Raw genomic sequence first — 23,413 nt, forward strand, 5'->3', positions numbered from 1 at the left:
TTACTTCAAAAGAGTAATTAGACGTTTTTGTTAACTAATCAATTCAATTTTTTATCACTGAAACTTGGGACTAATCCTCTCCAATCTTCAAAACACAGGCACCGCGGATATCGCCCTTCTTAACGTAACGTAAGGCTTCATCCGCTTTATCGAACGCGTATGGTGTGGTTTCTGGATGAATGTCCAGCCGATCAGCTAGCTTTAAGAACTCCTCGCCATCGTGTCTAGTATTACTTTCAACACTGGTCAAGTTCTTTTCGTGGAAAATGTGGTTCTGATAATTCAACGGTGGAATATCAGTCAGGTGAATACCAGCTAAAGCGAGTGTGCCACCGGGTGCCAATCCTTCCAAAGCGGTAGGAACAATATCACCAACTGGTGCGAAGATAATCGATGAATCCAGTTTGACAGGTGGCAGATCATAGGCACCAGCAGCTGATTTAGCCCCCAGTGACAGTGCAAATTTACGGGCATCCTTACCACGGGTCAGGACATGAACTTCAATGCCTTGGTCAATGGCTAGTTGCGCGGTGATGTGCGCCGAACCGCCAAAACCATACAAGCCTAGCCGACCGCCAGTTGGTACGTTAGCTCGCTGAAAAGCCCGGTAGCCAATGATTCCAGCGCAGAGCAGTGGTGAAGCAGTTTGCGAATCGAACCGTTCTGGAATGCGATAGGCAAACCCTTCTGGCACCGTGGTATATTCCGCGTAACCGCCATCGTGATCCCAGCCCGTATACTTAGAGTTCGGGCAGAGGTTTTCACGCCCTGAACGACAGTACTGGCAAACGCCGCAGGTCCATCGCAGCCACGGCACACCAATCCGATCACCCAGTTCAAAACGATGGGCGTCAGGACCGATTGCGACCACTTCACCGACGATTTCGTGTCCCGGGGTCACATGGTCTTGATGGACCGGCAAGTCACCCTCAGAGACATGTAAATCGGTGTGACAGACACCGCAAGTCAATACCCGTACTAAAACTTCACCGCGCTGTGGGGTTGGAACCGGTTTCGTGGTAAATTCCAGTGGGCTTTTTTCACCATCGATGGGGCCTGGTTCAGTAACGGCCCAGGCACGCATGGTGGTTGGTAAATTAGAAACAGATGTAGTCATCATTATCGCCTCGTATGAAAGATCAACTTTCAATTTAGTTTAATTGTAGTCAGGTTGACACCCCCGCGCAAGCGATGCCATCGCCAACCCTAATTACGGCGGGCAAACTATGTTAATCGGTTGAAAGAAATTAGCCAATGGTCTATACTAATCTTGAAGATTGGTCAGAAATGGGGTAAAAAACGTGATTGAACTTAAAAATGATGATTTACGCGTTAAGGTAAATGAACATGGTGCTGAGCTAAGTAGCGTTCAGAGTGTGGACGATAAGATCGAGTATATGTGGCAGGCGGACCCGAAGTTTTGGGGCCGTCACGCACCGGTCTTATTTCCCATCGTTGGTCGCTTAAAGGATGATCAGTACACGGTTAACGGCAAGACCTACCATATGACCCAGCACGGCTTTGCTCGCGACATGGACTTTATGGTGATCGAACACGAAGATGATCACGCCGTTTTCCAGCTGAATGCTACTGATGAGACCCGCGAAAAGTATCCCTTTGATTTTGATTTAAGGGTATCCTTTACCCTTGAAGCACACACGCTGTCGGTTCATTATACGGTGACTAACCCCAGCAGCGATGTCACACTGCCATTTTCCATTGGCGGTCATCCGGCCTTCAACGTTCCTCTAGAACCGGGTCAGGGCGACTTTTCAGACTACTTTGTGACCGTGGCACCCAAGAAGGCTTACCCGCAAATTCCGTTAGTGGGGCCGTACAATGACGTGAAGCACGAAAAGACGTTGAATTTGACGACGCCCATGACCCTTGACCATGATCTATTCGACCGGGACGCTTTGATCCTCGATCTAGACCACGTTGAAACCACGTTAATGTTAAGCACACAGTTGAATGATCACGGGGTAGCCTTAACCCTTCAAAATGCGCCTTACGTGGGAATCTGGTCACCCTATCCTAAACGGGCACCATTCGCTTGTTTGGAACCATGGTGGGGCATCGCTGACAACGTTGACAGTGATGGTCAATTTACCCACAAGATGGATCTCCAGACGGCTGGACCGAAAAAATCCTTTAACGCCGGTTTTCAGATTCGTTTCTTCTAAAATTTAAAATTAACCTAAAAAAGGAGCTATGCCAAAAAATGATTTTGACATAGCTCTACTTTTGCCTATAAACTAGTAATTATGATGCTGCCGGCACTTAGTCTTGTTTTTGTTGTTGTCGCTGCCGGCGTTTGTTGCCTAGACCAAACGAGACCATACTTTCCGTTCCGTTCTTGATGCGTACGATGTTCGTCCGGTGTCGCCAAAACACGAAAATCGTGAGGCAGACGGCTAAGACTGACAGGTACCAATCTTGAATGACGAAGCATAAAATTGTGATAATCGTAAAACTAATCATTGACGCCAGGCTAACCATGCTGGTTAAATAGATAAGGCTAACAAAACAAGTTGCCGCGATCACAAAGAGCAACGGATTGTAAGCGAGTAACATCCCCGCACTGGTTGCAACGGCCTTACCGCCTTTAAAATGATCAAAGATCGAGACCGTGTGGCCAAGGATTGCCATCAGGCCAAACAGTAGCAGCATTGGTGAATGCGGACTAACGTGCAGAAACCAGACTGGTAATAGCGTGGCAACCGTGCCTTTGGCGAGATCTAAGACCAAAACGGCACTGCCGGCAACTGGGCCGAGTACCCGAAAGGTATTGGTGGTGCCAATGTTGCCGGAACCGGCTTTTCTGATATCGGTGTGAAAGAATCGTTTACCGATCCAGACACCGTTTGGAATCGCGCCTAAGAGGTAGGCAATTAATAATAAAAGTGCGAGTTTCAAGTTCCATTCCTCCATTGTTATAATGACGTGTCACGGCTAATATTTTAGCATGTTTCCCAGGACTTAACAGAATAATTTTAGCGGTCGCATGCTTTTAAAGTCAATCTCAAAATATAAAAATTGAAAGGGGTCTTTTTGGTGCCGAGTAAAAAAACAACTTATGATGATTCATCGATCCAGGTTCTAGAAGGACTTGAGGCTGTTCGTAAACGGCCAGGAATGTATATTGGTTCGACTGATACCCGGGGATTACACCATTTAGTTTATGAAATCGTTGATAACGCGGTCGACGAAGCCTTAGCTGGTTTTGGTAAAGAGATCAACGTGGTCATTGAAGCGGATAACAGTATTACCGTCACTGATCAGGGGCGCGGCATGCCAGTGGGGATGCACGCGTCTGGCAAGCCCACACCGGAAGTCATCTTAACGGTGCTGCATGCCGGCGGTAAGTTTGGCCAGGGCGGCTATAAAACGTCTGGTGGCCTGCACGGGGTCGGTGCCAGTGTCGTTAACGCGCTGTCTTCTGAACTGACCGTTAACATTGTGCGTGACGGCAAGATGTATGAGCAGCAGTTTAAAGATGGCGGCCATCCGATGACAACGCTGATCAAAAAGGGCAAGACTCGCAAACCGACTGGCACCAAGATTCACTTTAAGCCGGATAGTACCATTTTTACCACCACGGTCTTTAACTTTAATACGCTATCTGAACGGCTCCGTGAATCGGCCTTTTTGCTGAAGGGCGTTAAGATCACGCTGACTGATAAGCGAAAGGATCAAGAACGCGAAGAAATTTATCATTTCGAAGACGGGATCAAAGAGTTCGTCGCTTATTTGAACGAAGATAAGGAGACCTTGGGCGACGTCATGTACTTTGATGGCAGCAAACAGGGCGTTGAAGTGGAAGTAGCCGCGCAGTATAACGATGGCTACTCGGAAAACCTGCTCTCCTTTGTTAACAACGTTCGGACACCGGATGGCGGGACTCACGAAGCTGGGATGCGCAGCGCCTGGACTAAGGCCTTCAATGAATATGCCCGCAAGGTCGGTTTGTTGAAGGAAAAGGATAAGAACTTAGACGGCTCCGATGTGCGTGAAGGCCTTTCAGCCGTCATTTCATTACGGGTTCCTGAAGAGATCCTGCAGTTTGAAGGTCAGACCAAGGAAAAGTTGGGCACACCAGAAGCACGGGCCATCGTTGACAGTGTTGTCAGCGAACAGCTGGGCTATTATCTAATGGAAAACGGTGAATTTGCCCAGATGCTGGTTCACAAGTCTCTGCGGGCCCGAACTGCCCGGGAGGCTGCTCGTAAAGCCCGTGATGAGACCCGTTCCGGTAAGAAACATAAGCATAAGGAACGGTTATTATCCGGTAAATTAACACCAGCACAGTCTAAGAATGCTGATAAGAACGAGCTCTTCTTAGTCGAAGGTGATTCTGCCGGCGGTTCTGCTAAACAGGGCCGAAACCGTAAATTCCAAGCTATTTTACCCCTACGCGGGAAGGTTTTGAACACTGAAAAGGCGAAGTTGGAAGACGTCATGAAAAACGAAGAACTCAACGCCATGATCTACACGATCGGTGCGGGTGTGGGGTCGGAGTTTAACATTGAAGACGCTAACTATGACAAGATCATTATTATGACCGATGCCGATGATGATGGAGCCCATATTCAAATTTTGCTGTTAACGTTCTTCTACAAGTACATGCGGCCAATGATCAATGCCGGTCGCGTTTATATCGCGCTGCCACCACTGTACATGATTCAAAAGGGCAGCGGTAAAAAGCAAGCCGATGAATACGCTTGGACTGATGAAGAGTTAGCTACCAAGACGAAGAATTTGAAGGGTTACAAGTTGCAGCGGTTCAAGGGGCTTGGTGAAATGGATGCCGAACAGCTCTGGGCAACCACGATGAATCCGGAAGGCCGGACGCTGGTGCGTGTTCGAATCGATGACCCAGCACTGGCTGAAAGACGAGTCACGACGCTGATGGGGGATAAAGTTGAACCTCGGCGGAAGTGGATCGAAGCAAACGTGGCTTTCACCATGGAAGAAGACGGCAGTATCCTCGATAATAATTTAGCGAATGAGGCGCATCACGAGCCGACATCAACGACGAAATAGGTATGAAAGGAGTCTTTTGAGTGGCGGGAACTAAGATTCAAGAGCTCACATTAGAAGAAGTTATGAGTGACCGGTTTGGTCGCTATTCAAAATCAATTATTCAAGAACGGGCACTTCCCGATATTCGCGACGGCTTAAAACCGGTTCAACGGCGCATTTTGTTTGCCATGAATAAGGATGGCAACACCTACGATAAGCCGTTTCGAAAATCAGCTAAGGCGGTAGGGAACGTCATGGGTAACTTTCACCCCCATGGTGACAGTTCCATCTACGAAGCCCTTAACCGCATGAGTCAGGACTGGAAAGTGCGCGAACCGTTGATTGAAATGCACGGTAACAACGGTTCCATGGACGGTGATCCGCCTGCTGCCATGCGGTATACGGAAGCCCGCCTAAGTAAAATTGCCGGTGAAATGCTCCGCGACATCGATAAAGAGACCGTGGATATGGTCTTGAACTTCGATGACACGGAGTACGAACCAACCGTTTTACCAGCTAAGTTTCCCAATTTGCTGGTCAACGGTGCAACGGGGATTTCCGCCGGTTATGCCACGGATATTCCGCCGCATAACTTAGGTGAAGTGATCGATGCCTTGCTTTATTTACTGGACCATCCAAAAACTGACCTTGAGCATCTCATGCAGTTTGTGAAGGGCCCTGATTTTCCAACTGGCGGGATCTTACAAGGCATTGACGGCATCAAAAAGGCTTACGAAACTGGTCGTGGCCGGGTGGTTGTCCGGTCAAAGACCAGTATTGAAGAGTTACGTGGCAACAAACAGTTGATTCGGGTCAGTGAGATTCCTTATGAAGTCAATAAAGCCGTTCTCGTGAAGCGCATCGATGAGTTACGGTTGCTGAAAAAGGTGGACGGTATTTCAGAAGTGCGCGATGAATCTGACCGTGATGGACTATCCATTGCGATCGAACTTAAACGTGATGTGGATGCCCAGGGAATTTTGAATTACCTATTCAAAAATACCGACCTGCAGGTAACCTATAACTTCAACATGGTGGCCATCACCCATAAGCGGCCAGAACACGTGGGCCTAAAGACGATTTTGTCAGCTTATCTGGAACACCAACAAGATGTGATCACTCGGCGAACTAAGTTTGATCTGGACAAAGCTTTGAAACGCCAGCAGATCGTTGAAGGCCTGATCAAAGCTTTGTCAATCTTAGATCAAGTAATCGCCACGATTCGGGCAAGTAAAAACCGCAAAGATGCCCGTGACAATTTAGTCGCCAGCTACGATTTTTCCGAGACGCAGGCCGACGCCATTGTGGCTTTACAGCTCTACCGGTTGACGAATACCGACGTCACGGCGTTAGAAAAAGAAGCCGCGCAACTCGCGAAAAACATTACCGGCTACAAAGAAATTCTGGCTGATCCTAAAGCGTTAAACAAAGTCCTGCGAAAAGAACTGCGTGAGATCAATAAGCAATACCGCAATGATCGTCGGACCGAGATTCAAGCGGAAATTACACCGCTTAAAATTTCAACTAAAGTCATGGTTCCGGACGAAGATGTTGTTGTACTGGTCAGCCGCGATGGTTATTTGAAACGCAGCGGGGTCAGATCTTATAAAGCTTCTGATCCAGAAGATAATGGCCTTAAGGACGAAGATTATCCGATCTTTACGGAAAAGCTCAGTACGTTAGACCACTTGTTTATGTTTACCAATAAGGGTAATTTAATTTACCGGCCGGTTCACGAGATCACCGATGCCCGCTGGAAAGACACGGGTGAGCACATTTCTCAAACCATTGGCCTGGCTGATGATGAAGAAATTATTGCCACCTATGCGTTTAACACGCTGAAGGCACCTGGTGAGTTCCTGATTGCCACCGACGATGGCTACATCAAGCGCACGGTCTTTAAGAATCTATTACCAGGGCGGACGTACAAGTCCAGTGCTAAGATCTTTGAAAAATTAAAATCTGATCAAGCGAAGGTTGTCAATGTGACCTACCTGCCACAGCCGGCTAAAGCCTCCGTTTTACTAATGTCTCGATTCGGTTTTGCTTTACGCTACGATCTGGCAGAAGTATCGATCAACGGGGCTAGAACGATTGGCGTTAAATCGATGAACCTGAGTGAGGGTGATTCGGTAGTTGATCTGCAGTTGGTTAACGATGACGATACGGTTGCCTTGATTACCCAGCGGGGCGCCTTTAAGAAGATGCCAGCTAGTGAAATATCCGTGACGAGTCGGGCACGAAAAGGGGTACTAGCCCTGCACGCGCTTAAGTCTAAGCCGCACGAAATCGTTGATTTTATTAAACTTAAGGATGAGTCGTCACCACTAGAAGTCATTACTGATCGACGACGGCTGCACGATATCTTACCAGCGGAACATCCCATGAATAATCGTTATTCAAACGGGTCATTTGTGATCGATACCGAAGTAGAAGGAATTCCGGAAATGTTACGAAATAAGCCAACTATTTTAACTTTATCTTAATTTTTATTAGTAATTAGTTATTTTTAGATTACAATAATTGCGTATTTCGCCAAAGATGGTTATTATGGTTTTGATAATAAAACATTTAGGACAACCTATCTAGGAGGTTCCCACATGAAAAGTAAACAAGAAAGTATCTTTTCGTCTAAAACACTGACTTATTTCTTACAATTGTCGGAGACTATGAATTACACGCAGGCCGCACAGATTTTGGGTATTACGCAGCCGGCGTTGACCCAGCAGATCAAAAAATTGGAACGGACAGCTGGCGCTCGGCTATTTTATTCCGTGGGTAAGAAACTGCGGTTGACTGACGCCGGGTATACCATGTTAGATGCAACTCATCGAATCTACGATGTTTTAAACCAGGCATCGGATGAGATTCAGCAATCGACTAGTGCCACTCAGGGTGATATTAATATTGGGATGCTGGCATCGGTTGAAGATAGCGTTTTTGAAGACTTTATGATCCAGTCATACCGCGAAAATCCTGAAGTTAAGATTACGCTGCACATGCTGACCCGTAAGGAAATCTGGGACAAGCTGGAAAACAACCAGATTGATCTGGCCATCATGTACCTGCCGGATGAATCGATCAAGAATTGGAAACCATACGAATCTAAGCGCATTATCAGTGATGATCTGCTCTTTATTCACCATGATGAAAAACTCAGCAAGAAGAAACGGATCAAGTTTGCTGATACCCCCAACAAGCCGTGGGTCACTTATCCCGTTGATTACTACTTGAACCACGTAATGCGTGAATCCTTTAAGAACGCAATGGTCGATCTGCCAACCAGTGTGGCGCAATTTACCACACCGGGACAGCTATTGCAGTTCTCCGAACAGACCGGTGCCTACACGGCATTGCCGAACTCATTCGTGGTTGGTCAAGGCGAACAGCCCGATACTTGGACGGCTCGGTTTGAACCCAATATTCGGTTTGAATTAGCCTTTGTCTTCAGAACTGGGAAGGATAAGATTCCCCGTATTGGTCATTTCTTAGCACAATTTGATCAATATCTGAAAACCAAAGATTATTTGGCCCGTTTGCAGGAAATTCAGCAGAATTAATAGTATGATTAATATGTAAAATCATAAATCATAATTGATATGAGGAGCGATAATTTTATGTCAAAAGAACTTGTTTTTGGACACAAAAGTCCCGATACTGATGCCATTGTTGCCGCTATGGCATACGCATATTTACAATCAAAATTAGGCTATGATGTTGAAGCCGTTGCACTTGGCGAACCTAATATGGAAACTAGCTTTGTTTTAAAGCATTTTGGCGTTGCTGCACCACGAGTCGTCAAGACGGTTTCAAACGAAGTCGATTCTGTCATGTTAGTTGATCACAACGAACCACAGCAATCTGCAGACGACATTGATAAAGTAACGGTTACCCACGTGGTTGACCATCACCGGATCAATGGTTTCAACACGGCTGCACCATTGTATTACCGTGCAGAACCAGTTGGCTGTGTCAGCACCATCATTACCAACATGTTTGCTGAAAACAAGATCGACATCCCAGCTCAATTAGCCGGTTTGATGCTGTCAGCCATTATTTCTGACACCTTATTACTCAAGTCACCAACAACGACTGACAAAGATCGTGAAGCCGTTAAAGCACTGGCCCAAATTGCTGATGTGGATTATCAATCTTACGGGATCGAAATGCTTAAAGCGGGGACTAATTTATCAGCTAAGTCTGATGCTGAATTGGTCTCAGGCGATGCTAAGTCATTTACCATGGCTGGCAAGAACATTCGTATCGACCAGATCAACACGGTGGACTTGAACGATGTTATCAGTCGTGAAGATGGCATTAAAAAGGCGATGAGTGACGAAGCTGCTAAGGAAGGCTACGACTTATTCTTAGTCTTAGCTACTAACGTTTTGGACAGCAACTCTGAACTATTCGTCTTTGGTGAACCAAAGGACATCGTTGAAAAAGCCTTTAACACGACTTTGAAAGACGATCGTGCTAACTTGCCTGGTGTTGTCTCACGGAAGAAGCAAGTGGTGCCACCATTGCAAGAAGCTTTTGAAGGTTAATTGAAATCCTGAATCGTACGTTAAAAGAGCAGTCCAAGTCATTGGATTGCTCTTTTTGTGTTACTAAATGATGATTCAAAAGGGTTGTTATGAGGCAATAAATTGGTATAATGGGGCTAATAAATTGTACACAATTTATTTAAATTGAAAAGTAAAGGAGCTGCTAATAATAATGACAGAGAACGATAACAAATTACGTGAACAATTATCTCAGACAGCGTATGAAGTGACCCAGAACGCAGCCAGCGAAGCACCATTTAGCGGTGAATATGATCAATTTGATCAACCGGGAATCTACGTTGACGTGGTCAGTGGCGAACCACTGTTTAGTTCGCTTGATAAATATGATGCCGGCTGTGGCTGGCCATCATTTACTAAACCAATCGAAAAGAAAGCAGTCAAACGCCATTTGGATACGTCACATGGTATGTTTAGAACTGAAGTCCATTCAACGGATGCCACGTCACATTTAGGCCACGTGTTCACTGATGGTCCACAGGCTGCTGGCGGTTTAAGGTATTGCATCAATAGCGCAGCTTTAAAATTTATACCAGCCAATCAGCTGAAACAGGCCGGTTACGAGCAATATCAACCGCTATTTGAATCGTAACGATTACAACCGCTATTTGAATCGTAACGATTACAACCGCTATTTGAATCGTAACGATTAGTAGGACGGTTGCAAATCCCATAAAATCACCGATAATAGAATATAAGTAGGTATCTACGTTATTGGTTATTTAGGGAGCTGAGCCTTGTGTATAAAAAAACGGTTATTACGTCATGGATCACGGGCATCTGTCTATGTTTAATTACGGTAATTTCAGCATTGAGTCAACATCATTTATCGTATCAGAGCCTAGTGAGCGTTTTAAGTTACCTTGGCGTCTATGCAATTTCGCTGTATCTAGCAAAGCATAATGGGACTGAAAAAATCATTCTCACATTCGTTAACATTTTAGCTGTTGCCATGTTAACCGCAATGATGATCAACGCTGTAAGAAAGTATTCGGGATTAGTTACAGTGTCATTATTAGTGATTTGCGTGGTTGGTACGGTTACAGGCATCATGGCAATTTGGTTTAATAATCGGTTTGCAAAAGTTAATTCTGGAAAATCTAAAGAGCACTAATCATGGTGCTTTTTTATTTTGGCTATTTTGATTTAATTCAAGATGTTGAAATTAAGTTTGAAAAGATAAGCAAAGAAAGATTTATTACTGATGACATGTTAATGACTTGGTACGAGCATGAAAGTGACGACAAAAACGACGATATTAATTTGTAATCATTTAAGCGCACATTTAGAAGCTATTCAGGAGTAGTCATTTGCTCTTTATCACTACTTTGAATAATACATATTATGTAAAGTAGAGCAAGTAATCAATGAGGTAGCACTATTTAACGATTTAATAACTTCCCTATTTTGTTTACTGCTTTCTAATTAGTTAAATAAAAAATGCACACAGATTCGTTAAATGAACTCAGTATTTAAATCACGTGTCTGAACACACGACTCGTAGAACTACACATTAAATAAACGAACGTGTGTCGTATGAACGTCGAATAATAACCTATTTTGTGACGGTATCAGATCTGTCCTTATCAGATCTGTCCTTAATTGAAAGATTTAAGCAGCAAGCCGTTTTTTTAATTTGCTCACGATAGTCATTTTCTGTGACCCATATGATTCGAGCGATTATAGCTATGAAACTCGTTGATTTCTAGACGACCGGCAAATATTGATCTCAGACGCAACACGTCAGTAATCATATGCTTGCTGAACTTAGTATTTATAAATTTATGCTACTGGATACTATTGCTCATTTAAAACTTTGTTGATTTAGCGGTCATTAACCAGTTAAACCAGTTAAAAATACACTATTAATTAGTCATTTATTAGACTAAAGCAACCTCTAAAAGCTGATTTTACAGGCTTTCAAGCAATTAAACTCATTAATTAAATTAACTCCATTTACTAGCAATATAATCTTAAGAAACTACCTTTTATAGTCATTAAATACTGTTATCATGCACTTTCAAGCGCTTTTTATCTGATATGGTTAACCGCTATTTATCCCCCCTCAAAAGCATTTTACGCTAGGGGAAGGGTTAATCATCTTTTTTGAGTAAACTTAATAAAACCTATATTTTATTAAGTTTACTAATTAGCCTACTTTATCACTGATTTATAGCTAAATTACCTCCATTGTATTGAAACCGGTTGCAAAATATTCCTAGCATGCTAAGATATAGGTAATAAATCCTAGCTAGCTAACTATTCTGATTTATAATTTGCTTTTGGGGGGTAATGACTTGCTGAACCAACGGAATCGCATTGGTATCTACTTAAAAGAAGCGGCAATTGAATTTGATAAAAAGAGCAATCACCTCTTGGCACAGTACCATTTAACCCAACCGCAGTTTAACCTGCTCTCCTGCTTGTTTGTCAATCAGGACCGAGTTGTTCGCCAAGTGGATCTAGAAAAGCAATTTGGCCTTTCCAGTCCTACGGTGACTCGCCTTTTACATCAGTTAGAAACTAAGGGCTTCATTCAACGTGTGCCCAATCCGGACGATGCCCGTAGCAAACAAATTGCACTGACGCCGCAAGCATTAGCTAAACAGACGACCCTCCTTGGCTCAGCTGACCAATTAGAGGCTGAGATCAGAACTGGTCTGAGTGATTCTGAATTAAAATCGGGAATCAGCTTCATGAAGAAGATCTTGAAGAATCTCGAAAATTAATTAAGTCTAGGAGGAAGTTATTATGTTACTCATTACAAGTGCTTGTGGATCTGTTGGCCGCCAAATTGTCCCTTATTTGGCAAAGCATGGTGTTGATATCCGTGCAGTGGATATCAACCCTAAGGTAGCCGACTATAAGTCACAAGGTGTCAAAGAGACGATGGTCATCGATGCCACTAAAGCCGACCAGATGGAAAAGGCAATGACGGGTGTTGACCAAGTTGTTTACATCCCTACCCTGTTCTCATTTCAAGAATATGTCATGGGCAAAATTGCCATTGATGCTGCCATTAAGGAAGGCGTTAAGCAATTCATCGATATTTCAGTACTCTTCCCTAATCTGGATACTAAATTACACCACATGATGAAGAAAAAGGTTGAACATTACTTGTTATACCGTGGATTTGAAAGCCATATGTTATGGACAGTTCTGCAGCCATCGGGCTATAACCACGATGTCTTCTTGAATCAGTTTTACAAGTTGGGTAAGTTCCCGAACTACACCCCACTTGATAAGCGGATGTCTTGGTTTGATGCCTTGGATGAAGCTGATATTATCTTGAAGGTTATGGCTCGCCCAGAATACTTTGATAAGGGTGTTTACCAACTTTGCAACGAAAAACTAAACAGTTACGAAGTTGCCGATATGATGACTGAAGTTACTGGTAAAAAGATCACTGCTGAATATGTCGATGAAGATCATCTTGCCGATTACTTCCCACAGTATTTCCACGGCGGTGACAGTTATTCATACGAAGCCTTCATTCGTTTAGTACGTACCATGCGTAAATGGGGCTGGGACAGTTCTTCATTTACCTTGGAAGCCTTATTGGATCACAAGCCACGGACGATGCATCAATATCTGGAACGGGAATCAAAACGTCTGGGTATTTATCATCCTGCTACTAAGTAAAAAATAAGTAAAAAAATTTCTCAATGCTTGCTAGATAAGTTTATCTAACAGACATTGAGAAATTTTTTGTGTCATTTATTTATAGATTTTACAGAATTGGTGCTAACAAACGGGAAAAAGCCTGTTTAAACCGTAACCACAGGGACATATTTTCAAAGTCTTCCGCAGAAATTAATTGGCTCTTTTCGATATCAGCGTCAAAAATATCACGTAGTTCTTTGGCAACCTTAAAGTCGTAAACAAAGGCGTTGGCCTCGAAATTCAGTTTAAAGCTCCGGAAGTCTAAGTTAGCGGAACCCACTGACGAAATTGCGTCATCGATCATGACCACCTTGGCATGGATGAAGCCGTCTTGATAGAAATAGATTTTAGCGCCATCTTCCGCCAAAATCCGTGCGTAGTACTGTGTCGCACGATAGACGAAGGGATGATCGGGCATGTGCGGTACCATGATGCGAACATCAACGCCTGACAGAATGACACTTCGTAAGGCGTTTAAGACACTATCATCTGGAATCAAGTAAGGCGTTTGAATATACAGCCGTTTTCGGGCACTGTTGATCATGCGCAGATAGCCCATTTTAATTTGTTCCAAATCGGAATCAGGACCGCTAACCACGATTTGCATCATCGTATTGCCAACAGCAACATCATTGGCCTTAGGGAAATGCGTCATCTTGCGGTCCAGTTCATTTTCAGGGACTGTCGCGTTCCAATCGGCCACGAAATGCTGTTGCAGCGCTAGTGCTGCGTCGCCAGTAACCTTCATATGAGTATCGCGCCAATGCCCAAACTTCTTAGACCGATCGACGTATTGATCGCCGATGTTAAAACCGCCAATGTAGCCGGTCCAGCCGTCAATTGCCACGATCTTACGGTGGTTTCTAAAGTTCAACCGGAAATCACGCCAGTTGGAGTGAATGCCCAGGAAGGGTTCAGCAAACCCGCCAGCCTCACGCAATGGTTCGAAAAAGTCGCGTTTAGTGCCCATGGATCCCCATGAATCATACAGAACGCGGACAGTCACCCCTTCTTGCGCCTTTTCAACTAAGGTACTCAGGATTTCTTTACCAATTAAATCATTGTAAAAAGTGTAAAATTCAACGTACACCACGTGCTGAGCATTTAAAATTTCCTGCTGCATATTTTTAAACAATTTAGGACCATCAATAAACAGCTCAGTTTTATTATTTAAAGTCACAAAGGACTGGTCAATATTTTGAAACAGCCTGATCATATTCTTAACGGATGATTCCTCGTGAGTATCACCGGCGGAATACGATGGTAGAGAAGATTGCTGCAGTGCCAGAGCATCCGTTAATTCAACGGGTGGCTGCCGCTGAATTTTGTGTAATTGCCGGTGAGTCAGTTTACGGCCAAAGAAGGCGTAAAATAAGAACCCGATGACCGGTAATAGGTTTAAAACAAGTAGCCAAGCCCAAGTGGCCGCAATATCACGACGTTCACGGAATACCGTAAACACAGCCGCCACGGTGTTTAAAAGAATAATAATGATAAGAAACGAATAAAATAGCGTCCAGTTCATACGTTGTCCCCCATTTTTTTGATACTTTTACATTAACGCATAAATGGTTAATAAAACAGGGAAAATATCATTTTAACAACGAAAACTGGACGCTACGTTTAATTTTTTGATACGTTACCGAACCGTTTCAAGTATTTTTCGATTCGCAAGTTTAGTTAATTCAAGGGTCTGCTGCATGAGTGACGTGATCGTCATGGGACCAACGCCGCCTGGTACAGGTGTAATAGCACCGGCCACCGTTTTGGCGTGGTCGTAGTCCACATCCCCCACTAATTTACCATTTTCATCGCGGTTCATGCCCACATCGATTACGGTAGCCCCCGGTTTAATATCGGTAGCTTTGATCAAATGAGCAACCCCGGTTGCCACGATCAGGATATCGGCCGTTCGGGTATAGGATGATAGGTCTTGCGTCAAAATATGGGTGTAGGTCACCGTGGCGCCCGCGTTTAGCAGCAGAGCCCCCATTGGCCGGCCGACAATGTTGGAGTCGCCAACGATGACCGCGTGCTTATCCGCTGGATCAATGTCATAGTGTGTGAGCATGGTCATGATTCCTTTGGGTGTGCAGGATACGGAATAGTGTTCGTCGCTGTTGCTGAACAGCTTACCAACGTTTTCGGGACTGAAACCGTCAACGTCTTTTTTGAGGTCAATGGCCCGGATAACGGCAGATTCATCGATCTGTTTGGGTAACGGCAACTGCACTAAGATGCCGTGAACGGACTCATCTTGATTATACTGTTCGATTAAGGCTAATAGATCAGCCTGTGAGAAGTCTTCCGGCCGACGCTCGATAATCGAGGTGATTCCCAGCTTAATAGCTTTACGGTGCTTATTACGGACGTATATTTGACTTGCTGGATCATGGCCGACAATAATCACAACGAGTTTTGGTTCAATGCCTGCTGCGCGGAGGGCCTTGACCTCCGCTTTCATACCGCTGTCTAACTGATTGGACAATCCCTTACCATCAATAATCAATCTTCTCTTCACCCTTTCGGATTCTACGTTAAAAGCAATCTCACTTATGCCTGTAAGTTAATACATTAGTTAAAAATCGGAACAATGTTCTAATTAATATAGCTATTATTCGTATTATAACTGATTTTTAGTGAAAATGGCCTGTTATCGTGCTTAAACTTTTTTAATTTTTTGAAAAGGAGCTTAAAATTTGTATTCAAAACGGTTGATCTCGCTTATTTTAAGCTAAGATTAAACTGTTGCTAAAGCCATTTTATAGTTGAAAAAAGTGGCACAATATCAGATTATAGCTAATAGACATTTAAAATTCAACAGATAGGAACTGAGATGATGCACATGCGACAACAAGCCAACCGAGTTTGGTGGCTGATAGCAAGTTTAGCCTGGATTGGGTTTTTGATCTTAGCTGTCAGTGTTTGGATTCAGGCACCTTGGGTAAGTCATTTTGATCAAACCCTTCAGCAGATTGCGATAACCGTTAGGCAACCAAGTCGGACAATTTTTTTTGCGAAACTGGCCTTTTGGGGCACCGCCACGTTTAACTTGCTGATCTGCGGTGTGATTGCGCTATGGTTATGGTTAACGCATCATCATTTAGCAGCTGGTTTTGTACTAACAGCCCAAGTGGGCATCAATATGCTGACCACCATTTTCAAACTGCTTATTCAGCGTGCCCGTCCAGCAGGTAAGTTAGTCGCTCAGGGAGGGTATAGCTTTCCTAGTGGTCACACGACTGCCACCGCCATGCTGGTCTTAATCCTGCTCTTAGTTGTGATTCCACTTTGCCACCACCTATCCTGGCGATTATTATTAAGTGTACTAAGTTTAGCCTGGCTGGTGATGATCGGTTTTGACCGCATTTATTTGTTTGTTCATTATCCCAGTGACGTACTAGCGGGGCTATGCCTAGCATTAGGCTGGTGGAGCATTTTACAGCTGACGATTGGCAAAACGGTAGCAAAACAGCCAGAATATCTTTGATTAGGAGTTAATCATGCGAATTAAGAAAATCAGTATGACCGCCATTTTGGCGCTATTATTAGCCTTGATGATGGTCATCGGTATTATTTCAAATCTTTTAATGCCCGCCAATTTAAAAGCCACTTGTCTGGTATTGGCAGGCGTACTCATTATCTGGTACATCAAGCCCCGCTTCCTTAAATGGAACGAACGGCTTTCTGAAGCCAACACGACTCGGATCCTCACCGTCATCATGCTGTTGATCATGGTGATTCAGTTACTGGTCATCCGGTTCTTACCCGCTTCCGTCTATCATGATCCGTTCCGGGTATTGGTCCAGGCTGAGCAGCTGAGTCATGGCAACTTAAGCTGGAATGATTCAGTCTATTTTTGGCGCTTTCCCAATAACGTGTCTTTGACCATTCTCCTGAGTGGCTGGCTGAAGTTCACTAATCTGCTCCATCTGGATACGTATTGGGGTGTTCATTTATTATCCTTTACGTTATTAGATATTTTTATTTTTGCGATCTTACGTTCTGTGCGCCGCTTGAGCCATCAGCACGGTGTCACGCTCTTAGCTGCCCTGTTCTTTTTGGTCAGTCCGTTTGCTTACACGTATTATCTGCAGGTCTTTTATTCTGATCTGCCAACGCTGCTGTGTTTAGCCATTGTGTTTAACGTTCTGATTGGCTGGTCCACTTTTAGCCACGTGAAGAAAATCGTCACGGGTGTCGGCCTGGTTTTATCCGTCGTGGTCGGTGAAGTGGTTAAACCAAATTTGATTGTTTTATTGATAGCCGCGGTATTAGTGACGGTTTGGCTCCTTTTGAAGGATCGCCAACAGCTTAATTTAATTAAAATGCCGTTGATCCTGATCATTTTAGGTTTTGTTCTAGCAGTTCCCACTTCTGTAGGACTGAAGTCAGCCAGTCATTTTCATAATAATAATGAGTACGCTTTTCCGGCGACACATTGGATCTGGATGAGTTATAATCCGCAAGGTGACGGTCGCTACCAGTCTAGTGACGTGCAATTACTAAGCTCAATTCAAGGCAAGCAAGCCAAACAGAACTACCTTAAAAAGGCTTTGCCACAGCGGTTAGAGACATTAGGCCCCGTGGGTATTGGTCGGCGCTGGATTGAAAAAGCAGGGATTTTATTAAACGTGTCGTTAATGCCCCAAGCTTATACGGGTGGGTTTGTCGCCGCACCGAAACTCTACCAAAAATTTGAGCCCCAACTATCCGCGTTAGGAATGGTGATCATGCGGGTCGGGTTTATCCTGCTGTACGCCGAAACGCTGTTACGCTGTTTGCGGTTATGGCGCCGACGCTCACAATTGACGGATGATCCGCGGATTATGCTAACGGTGCTGACCGCTTTAGGGTACATCGCATTTCATACGTTACTATGGGAAACCGAAAGTCGTTATGGTCAGGTCATGATTCCCTTACTGGGGATATTGTGTGCGATTCCTAACCTAGCCTTAGATTCTGATAAACGTAACCAGTTCCGTACAAAATCAGAAAGTTGGCTGACCTTTGGTGCTTTGGTGTTAATCGTAGGAACTTACGCCACTGCGCCCCACGCGCTGTATAACAATAGGGGTCACGACGTTGCCGAGCAGCAGAGCCAATTATCACTGCAATTTGATGCCAAAAAAACTCAGATTCGGCCCTATGATACGCTCAGTCAGCAAGTTACACTGAACCATCAGGCCCGGTATTTTGAGGTGTCACTAGCCCCGGCTGCCGAGTTCAGCGGGACGCTTATCAATGAACGGACCCAGCAGCATTATGAACTGTTTCGCGCCTATAAAGCCCTCACCTTAAAGCGAACTTTACCGACCGGTCAGTACCGAATTCAACTGAGGAATGACTTGCAGCGTTCACAGTCGGTGCTCATTACTAAAACACAATCATACCGTCTGGCGCCCTATCCTCTGGAGATCGACCAGCATCCGCATCCTTACTGGTCTTTTGTTTATAAGTTTGCCCGGGCACGCTGATTTCTGTGGCGTAACATGCTATAATTAGAACGTATGTTCTTAGCTCTAAAGGAGGTGTCTGCATGGATCAGTCCGATTACGTTACCCATAATGAAAAGCTCGTGCATCAGCTACCGGATTACGTTGCCGATTATTATTTGGCAAAGTCCACTGTGCCGTTGTCACCAGCGACTTTGTACCAATATTTAAACGAGTTCAACCGCTTTTTTGAGTGGCTGATCGAAACAGGCGTTTCCTCGGCGACTTCAGTGAAGCAAATTAAGCTTCAGGAACTTGAAAATTTAAAAAAACAAGACGTTGAACTGTACAAGGCTTATTTACTTAATCGCGGTAAGCAGACCTCCCAGAATCCTAAGGGGGTTCTGTCTCACCGCACAGTGAACCGGTCTTTAAACGCGCTGTCAGCACTGTTTCGTTTCTTGACGGTGGAATCAGAAAACAGTGAGGGTGAGCCCTACTTTTACCGTAACGTGATGAAGAAGATTTCGCTGGTTCAAGACAGCGAGACCTACGCCACACGCGCCCGTCATATTAAGGATAAACTGATGTTAGGTGATCAGGATAAGGCTTATTTAAACTTCATCCAAGACGAGTACGGACAACACTTAGATGCCAAGCGACTGCGGTACTATCAACGTGACCGTGAACGGGATGTCGCCATTAACGCCTTGATGTTAGGGACTGGCATCCGAGTGTCAGAACTGACTAATATGGACGTTGCTCACTTAAGTCTCAAGGCCGCCAGTGTGTCGGTTCGGCGAAAAGGCGGTAAATGGGATTCCGTGCCGATTGCTAAATGGGTCCTGCCCTATTTAGCCAGCTATGTCAGTATCCGCCAGTCACGCTACCATGCGACTGCAGCCACCCCAGCGCTATTTCTCACTAGGGGGACGGATGAACCCCGGCGAATCACAACGGCCACGGTGGAATTACTCGTGGCAAAATATTCGACGGCTTTTAACCACGTCCGGATCACGCCACATAAATTACGGCATACCTTGGCTTCCAAGTTATATTTAGAAACTAAAAATGAACATTTGGTAGCGACTCAGTTAGGTCAAAGCTCGACTTCAGCTACTGGATTGTACACGCATATTATTGATACTAAGCAGCGTGAAGCGCTTAATCAGTTGCATGGTGATGAAGACGATAAGTAAAAAAATTTACTTTTATTTTGGCCTTTTTATAAGTAAAAAAATTTTTTAGCTATTTTTCGTCAAAAATGTACTTTATTTTGAATTTTATTTAAAATTATCGACCAAATTTTAGAAAAACCAGATTTCCTTATAAAAGGAGATCTGGTTTTTTAGTTTAAATTCGCACAATTATTGTGTGTTTTTCAGTTCTCAGATTAAATTAATAGGTCCTAAAACCCTGTATACCATAGAGAGTTGCCAGCGTCAGACTACTGCCATTAAAATACCGTAGCTCATATTTGAAAATTGAGTAATGGCTTGCTGCGAAACATGAAATTAAGTGTTACTTCAATAGCGAGTAGTTCAACTGAGACTTAAGAAGCAGTTGATAGTTAGATAGGTACTTTTTCTTGACTAAAGTATCTACATAGTAGATACTTTAGTCAAGAAAAAAGGAGGGTTTGCTATGGATCAAACTAGAAAACAAGAAACTAAGATCACCCAGTGGGGCCATTCAAAGGCAACTCGTATTCCCAGTAGTGTAATCAAACAACTCAACCTTGAGAATAATGACAAACTTTCCATCTCGATTGAAAATGGTTCGATTGTGCTCACACCGTTAAAGAAGAAACCCAATAATATTCATGAACTTTTCGATGGTTGGATCGATGATGGTGTCAGAGATACCGAAGTTGATTGGGGCAAGCCTAAAGGAAACGAATTTAAATGGTAAAACAAGGCGATATTTTCTACGTGGACTTCAATCCAAGTCTAGGGCATGAACAAATGAAGCGGAGACCAGCAATTGCTTTGAGTAACGACATACTTGCTCAAACAAGTGGTATGACGATTGTTGCCCCAATCAGTTCTACTACCCGTAATTATCCTGCATATTATAAGTTACCAAAGTCTCTCAAAACACATGGTAAGATTCTATTAGATCAAACAACGGCATTTGATTTAAAAGCCCGAAATGTTTTTGATGGTGATGTGGTTGAACACCTCGCTAAATCACAATTGAAAGATATTATTGATACTTATAAGCTCCTATTTAGTATCGATTAACTGCCTAAAGATTGAAAGTTAGAAAAATTTACTTTCCCATTTTTCGGTAAAAACGTACTTTATTTTGGATTTAGTTTAAAATAATCCTCTTAATTTTAGAAACCCAGATGTCCACTTTTAAGGATATCTGGGTTTTGGTCTGATTTAAATCCGGATGTCCATCACCCAAAAGATTGAATTTATATGTGTAACTTTGCAGGAAGCAAAACGAAGTACCCCGCCCAAGTTTAAAAGATTTAACAAACTTCAATCACTAGAACAGACTATTCCCTGAAAGTGTGAAATAATGAAGCTTCAAAAAGAAGGGACGAAATTAAAATGATTAAAGCTCGGTTGCATCATTGGACATTAATTCTTGGCCTAGTTTTTCTGCTTGCTGGCGTGATCTGTTTTATTATTCGACTTTTCATGCCTGGTTATGTTGGTGCGAACGGGATTTTACATGAACCCTTTTACTTGGTAATTCTTGGTTACTTCGGTCTGTTTGCCGGCGTGATTTTCTCGTGTATTTCATTTCTAACGCGAAATAATACAAAGTAACTAGTATTCAAAAAGGCATTCCAGCTGATATAGCTAGAACGCCAATATTCAAACAAGTACCCGATTAGACAGATACTTGAATGGTTAATTTAAATTGATTATTAGGCCCTGCCAGCTGGCGTATAGAAAAGATTGTGACTATTTCCAACCGAATAGACAAGAGGTGAATTTGTCACGTCCGCGGTTTCTATACCGTTGAAGTGCACGGTTAAACGATAGCGATAGTTACCCTTATTGCTAATTTTCTGATCAGGTAATTTGAGCATGTTGTTCTTGGCATAAACGTAAGTTGTATTACCGGAAGCCTTTGATTTAGTTACTTTAGTTGATGAGATAGGTTTTATATTAGTCTTGTCATCTTTAAAATATTCTACATACCCATCTGTGGTAAAACGAATTGTAGCAGCTTGGTACTGGTTAGCCTTTGTTCTAGGTTTCCACATGCCCGGTAACTGATCCATTGCTACGGCTTTAGATGCTTTAAAGTCATGGTTGACACGGACTTTTAGGTATTTAGCTGATGTTTCGTGTCTAATGCGATAGCGTAAAGTGCCTAATTCAACGTTAGCATATTGTTTGTTACCTTTTTTCGTAAAATAAGAGACATACACACGCGTATTAGCTGGAATGGTTACCCTACCAACTTTTATGGTTTTTGTGATTACTCGGTAATTACTCTTAGCAGTTGTTTTAGTTGCGGCATTGGCAGTGCCAGAAAAGCCAGCTACCCCTAACGCTAAACTAAGACCTACAATGATTAATCTTTTTAATTTCACTGTAATTCGCCCCTTCCACCCAAATTATAGCACTCAAGAAGGAATGAATAGATAATGTGATTTTAGCAGTGCTTCGAGGTTGATTCCAACATTTGAGGGTACACGTGATTACTGTATTCTTTATCTTATGAGTCCTAAGTATTAGATATTAATTTTGATACCTAAACTGGCATAAAAATAAAGAAGCGCCCTGGCATTGCTGTCGAGGCGCTTCCTATTGGCTGCTATTAGGCTTACTTTGCAAATACACGCTCGTTACACTTGGGAGCATATATAAGCTAACGTAGCCGCCTTTGAAATTAAACGTGGTTCGCTATTTTGAATCTCCAGTTTCTAACTGGTAATTACAATTTTTACACTCGCTCTGACAATTCAAATACATATTTTAAACAAGTTTTTATTGCGCAGTTGCCCCGCCATCAAGCACGAACTCGGATCCGGTTGAAAAGCTTGAATCATCAGAGGCTAAGAACAACACCATCTTGGCAACTTCTTCTGGTTCTGCAACCCGCTGTAGAGGCGTTTTAGCAATTCCAGCTTCAAGTACCTTGGCAACGGCGGGATCATCAAGCATTGGTGTTCTTACAGCGCCAGGGTGAACTGAATTAACCCGAATATTGTAATGACCGAGCTCAACCGCAGCAGATTTAGTCATCCCACGAACTGCAAATTTGGTATCCGTATACACCGGAAGTGCCCCAACTAAGCCAGCAATTGAGGAAATATTGATAATGCTGCCGCCGTGCTGTTTCATTTCCGCAGCTGCGTACTTGATTCCTAAGAAGGTCCCCAACTGATTAACTTTGATAATCTTTAAATAGTTATCAGCCGTAATATCAAATAAGCTCTTGAAGTTATCAATACCAGCATTATTCACCAATATATCGAGCTGGCCAAATTGATCAAGTGTCGCTTTAATAACTTTTTTCCAATCGGCTTCACTGCTGACATCTTGCTGTACGAATATCGCATTGTCGCCAAGTTCATCGGCCAGTTTTTGACCTTCAGTGACTTTAGAATCAGTGGTGATCACAACTTTGGCGCCTTCGTCAACGAATAGCTTTGCATCTGCCGCCCCCATACCTTGAACACCGCCAGTGATAATAGCTACTTTCCCAGTTAATTTTCCCATTTAATCGAGCTCCTTTTCTTGTGTAGTGTGTTTATCG

The 23,413-nt window shown here is 43.5% G+C and carries 21 protein-coding genes; 15 read left to right on the forward strand and 6 right to left on the reverse strand.

The window, feature by feature from the left end:
- Positions 1-70: 70 nt before the first annotated feature.
- Positions 71-1,117, reverse strand: coding sequence for a zinc-dependent alcohol dehydrogenase family protein (locus CES79_RS10105; RefSeq protein WP_054655196.1), 1,047 nt, complete (start codon positions 1,115-1,117; stop codon positions 71-73).
- A gap of 184 nt (positions 1,118-1,301) precedes the next feature.
- Between CES79_RS10105 and CES79_RS10110 the strand changes: the two genes are divergently transcribed.
- Positions 1,302-2,183, forward strand: a complete 882-nt coding sequence (locus CES79_RS10110) for an aldose 1-epimerase family protein (RefSeq protein ID WP_054655194.1) — start codon at positions 1,302-1,304, stop codon at positions 2,181-2,183.
- 97 nt (positions 2,184-2,280) lie between these two features.
- On the opposite strand, the gene plsY is transcribed toward CES79_RS10110, so the two are convergent.
- Positions 2,281-2,931, reverse strand: a complete 651-nt coding sequence (plsY, locus tag CES79_RS10115) for a glycerol-3-phosphate 1-O-acyltransferase PlsY (protein WP_054655192.1) — start codon at positions 2,929-2,931, stop codon at positions 2,281-2,283.
- 123 nt (positions 2,932-3,054) lie between these two features.
- Here plsY and parE point away from each other — a divergent pair, with 123 nt between their 5' ends.
- The 8 genes from parE to CES79_RS10155 all read left to right on the forward strand — a co-directional run bounded on the left by parE (position 3,055) and on the right by CES79_RS10155 (position 13,229).
- Positions 3,055-5,043 carry a DNA topoisomerase IV subunit B gene (gene parE, locus CES79_RS10120; protein ID WP_089137103.1) on the forward strand — a complete coding sequence of 663 codons (1,989 nt, stop codon included), beginning with the start codon at positions 3,055-3,057 and terminating at the stop codon, positions 5,041-5,043.
- A gap of 20 nt (positions 5,044-5,063) precedes the next feature.
- Positions 5,064-7,508, forward strand: a complete 2,445-nt coding sequence (gene parC / locus CES79_RS10125; protein WP_089137104.1) for a DNA topoisomerase IV subunit A — start codon at positions 5,064-5,066, stop codon at positions 7,506-7,508.
- Between the two features lie 114 nt (positions 7,509-7,622).
- Positions 7,623-8,582 carry a LysR family transcriptional regulator gene (locus CES79_RS10130; RefSeq protein WP_089137105.1) on the forward strand — a complete coding sequence of 320 codons (960 nt, stop codon included), beginning with the start codon at positions 7,623-7,625 and terminating at the stop codon, positions 8,580-8,582.
- 57 nt (positions 8,583-8,639) lie between these two features.
- Positions 8,640-9,569: a manganese-dependent inorganic pyrophosphatase gene (locus CES79_RS10135; RefSeq protein ID WP_054655190.1), complete on the forward strand. Its 930-nt coding sequence runs from the start codon at positions 8,640-8,642 to the stop codon at positions 9,567-9,569.
- Between the two features lie 172 nt (positions 9,570-9,741).
- Positions 9,742-10,179, forward strand: a complete 438-nt coding sequence (gene msrB / locus CES79_RS10140; protein WP_054655188.1) for a peptide-methionine (R)-S-oxide reductase MsrB — start codon at positions 9,742-9,744, stop codon at positions 10,177-10,179.
- Positions 10,180-10,326: 147 nt separating this feature from the next.
- Positions 10,327-10,701, forward strand: coding sequence for a hypothetical protein (locus tag CES79_RS10145; RefSeq protein ID WP_054655186.1), 375 nt, complete (start codon positions 10,327-10,329; stop codon positions 10,699-10,701).
- Between the two features lie 1,183 nt (positions 10,702-11,884).
- Complete coding sequence (locus CES79_RS10150; RefSeq protein WP_054655184.1) at positions 11,885-12,316, forward strand: MarR family winged helix-turn-helix transcriptional regulator; 432 nt, start codon at positions 11,885-11,887, stop codon at positions 12,314-12,316.
- 22 nt (positions 12,317-12,338) lie between these two features.
- Positions 12,339-13,229 carry an NmrA family NAD(P)-binding protein gene (locus CES79_RS10155; protein ID WP_089137107.1) on the forward strand — a complete coding sequence of 297 codons (891 nt, stop codon included), beginning with the start codon at positions 12,339-12,341 and terminating at the stop codon, positions 13,227-13,229.
- 88 nt (positions 13,230-13,317) lie between these two features.
- Here the strand turns inward: CES79_RS10155 and cls are convergent, their stop codons facing one another.
- Both cls and CES79_RS10165 read right to left on the reverse strand, forming a co-directional pair.
- Positions 13,318-14,775 (reverse strand): cardiolipin synthase, encoded by a 1,458-nt coding sequence (cls, locus tag CES79_RS10160; RefSeq protein ID WP_089137108.1) that lies wholly within the window; start codon positions 14,773-14,775, stop codon positions 13,318-13,320.
- Positions 14,776-14,889: 114 nt separating this feature from the next.
- Entirely contained in the window at positions 14,890-15,759 is an 870-nt protein-coding gene (locus CES79_RS10165) for a bifunctional 5,10-methylenetetrahydrofolate dehydrogenase/5,10-methenyltetrahydrofolate cyclohydrolase (RefSeq protein ID WP_225362395.1), read from the reverse strand.
- A 330-nt stretch (positions 15,760-16,089) separates the two neighbouring features.
- Here CES79_RS10165 and CES79_RS10170 point away from each other — a divergent pair, with 330 nt between their 5' ends.
- From CES79_RS10170 to CES79_RS13210, 6 genes are all read left to right on the forward strand, one after another.
- Positions 16,090-16,740, forward strand: a complete 651-nt coding sequence (locus CES79_RS10170) for a phosphatase PAP2 family protein (RefSeq protein WP_054655180.1) — start codon at positions 16,090-16,092, stop codon at positions 16,738-16,740.
- Positions 16,741-16,753: 13 nt separating this feature from the next.
- Entirely contained in the window at positions 16,754-18,727 is a 1,974-nt protein-coding gene (locus CES79_RS10175; RefSeq protein ID WP_089137110.1) for a glycosyltransferase-like membrane protein, read from the forward strand.
- Between the two features lie 62 nt (positions 18,728-18,789).
- A complete protein-coding gene (gene xerS, locus CES79_RS10180) occupies positions 18,790-19,884 on the forward strand; it encodes a tyrosine recombinase XerS (RefSeq protein WP_089137111.1) in 1,095 nt (364 codons plus the stop codon).
- Positions 19,885-20,329: 445 nt separating this feature from the next.
- The gene (locus CES79_RS10185; RefSeq protein WP_054655172.1) at positions 20,330-20,596 is read left to right on the forward strand and encodes an AbrB/MazE/SpoVT family DNA-binding domain-containing protein; all 267 of its coding nucleotides are present in this window, start codon (positions 20,330-20,332) and stop codon (positions 20,594-20,596) included.
- Positions 20,590-20,928: a type II toxin-antitoxin system PemK/MazF family toxin gene (locus CES79_RS10190; RefSeq protein ID WP_054655170.1), complete on the forward strand. Its 339-nt coding sequence runs from the start codon at positions 20,590-20,592 to the stop codon at positions 20,926-20,928. The genes CES79_RS10185 and CES79_RS10190 overlap by 7 nt, the downstream gene beginning before the upstream one ends.
- 318 nt (positions 20,929-21,246) lie before the next feature.
- Positions 21,247-21,468, forward strand: a complete 222-nt coding sequence (locus CES79_RS13210; protein ID WP_054655168.1) for a DUF3955 domain-containing protein — start codon at positions 21,247-21,249, stop codon at positions 21,466-21,468.
- Between the two features lie 101 nt (positions 21,469-21,569).
- Here CES79_RS13210 and CES79_RS10200 read toward each other — a convergent pair whose 3' ends face one another.
- Positions 21,570-22,244 carry a hypothetical protein gene (locus CES79_RS10200; protein ID WP_089137112.1) on the reverse strand — a complete coding sequence of 225 codons (675 nt, stop codon included), beginning with the start codon at positions 22,242-22,244 and terminating at the stop codon, positions 21,570-21,572.
- 397 nt (positions 22,245-22,641) lie between these two features.
- Positions 22,642-23,376: a glucose 1-dehydrogenase gene (locus CES79_RS10205; RefSeq protein ID WP_089137113.1), complete on the reverse strand. Its 735-nt coding sequence runs from the start codon at positions 23,374-23,376 to the stop codon at positions 22,642-22,644.
- Positions 23,377-23,413 lie beyond the last annotated feature (37 nt).

Origin of the sequence: Secundilactobacillus silagei JCM 19001 (assembly GCF_002217945.1) — a bacterium.
GTDB lineage: Bacteria > Bacillota > Bacilli > Lactobacillales > Lactobacillaceae > Secundilactobacillus > Secundilactobacillus silagei.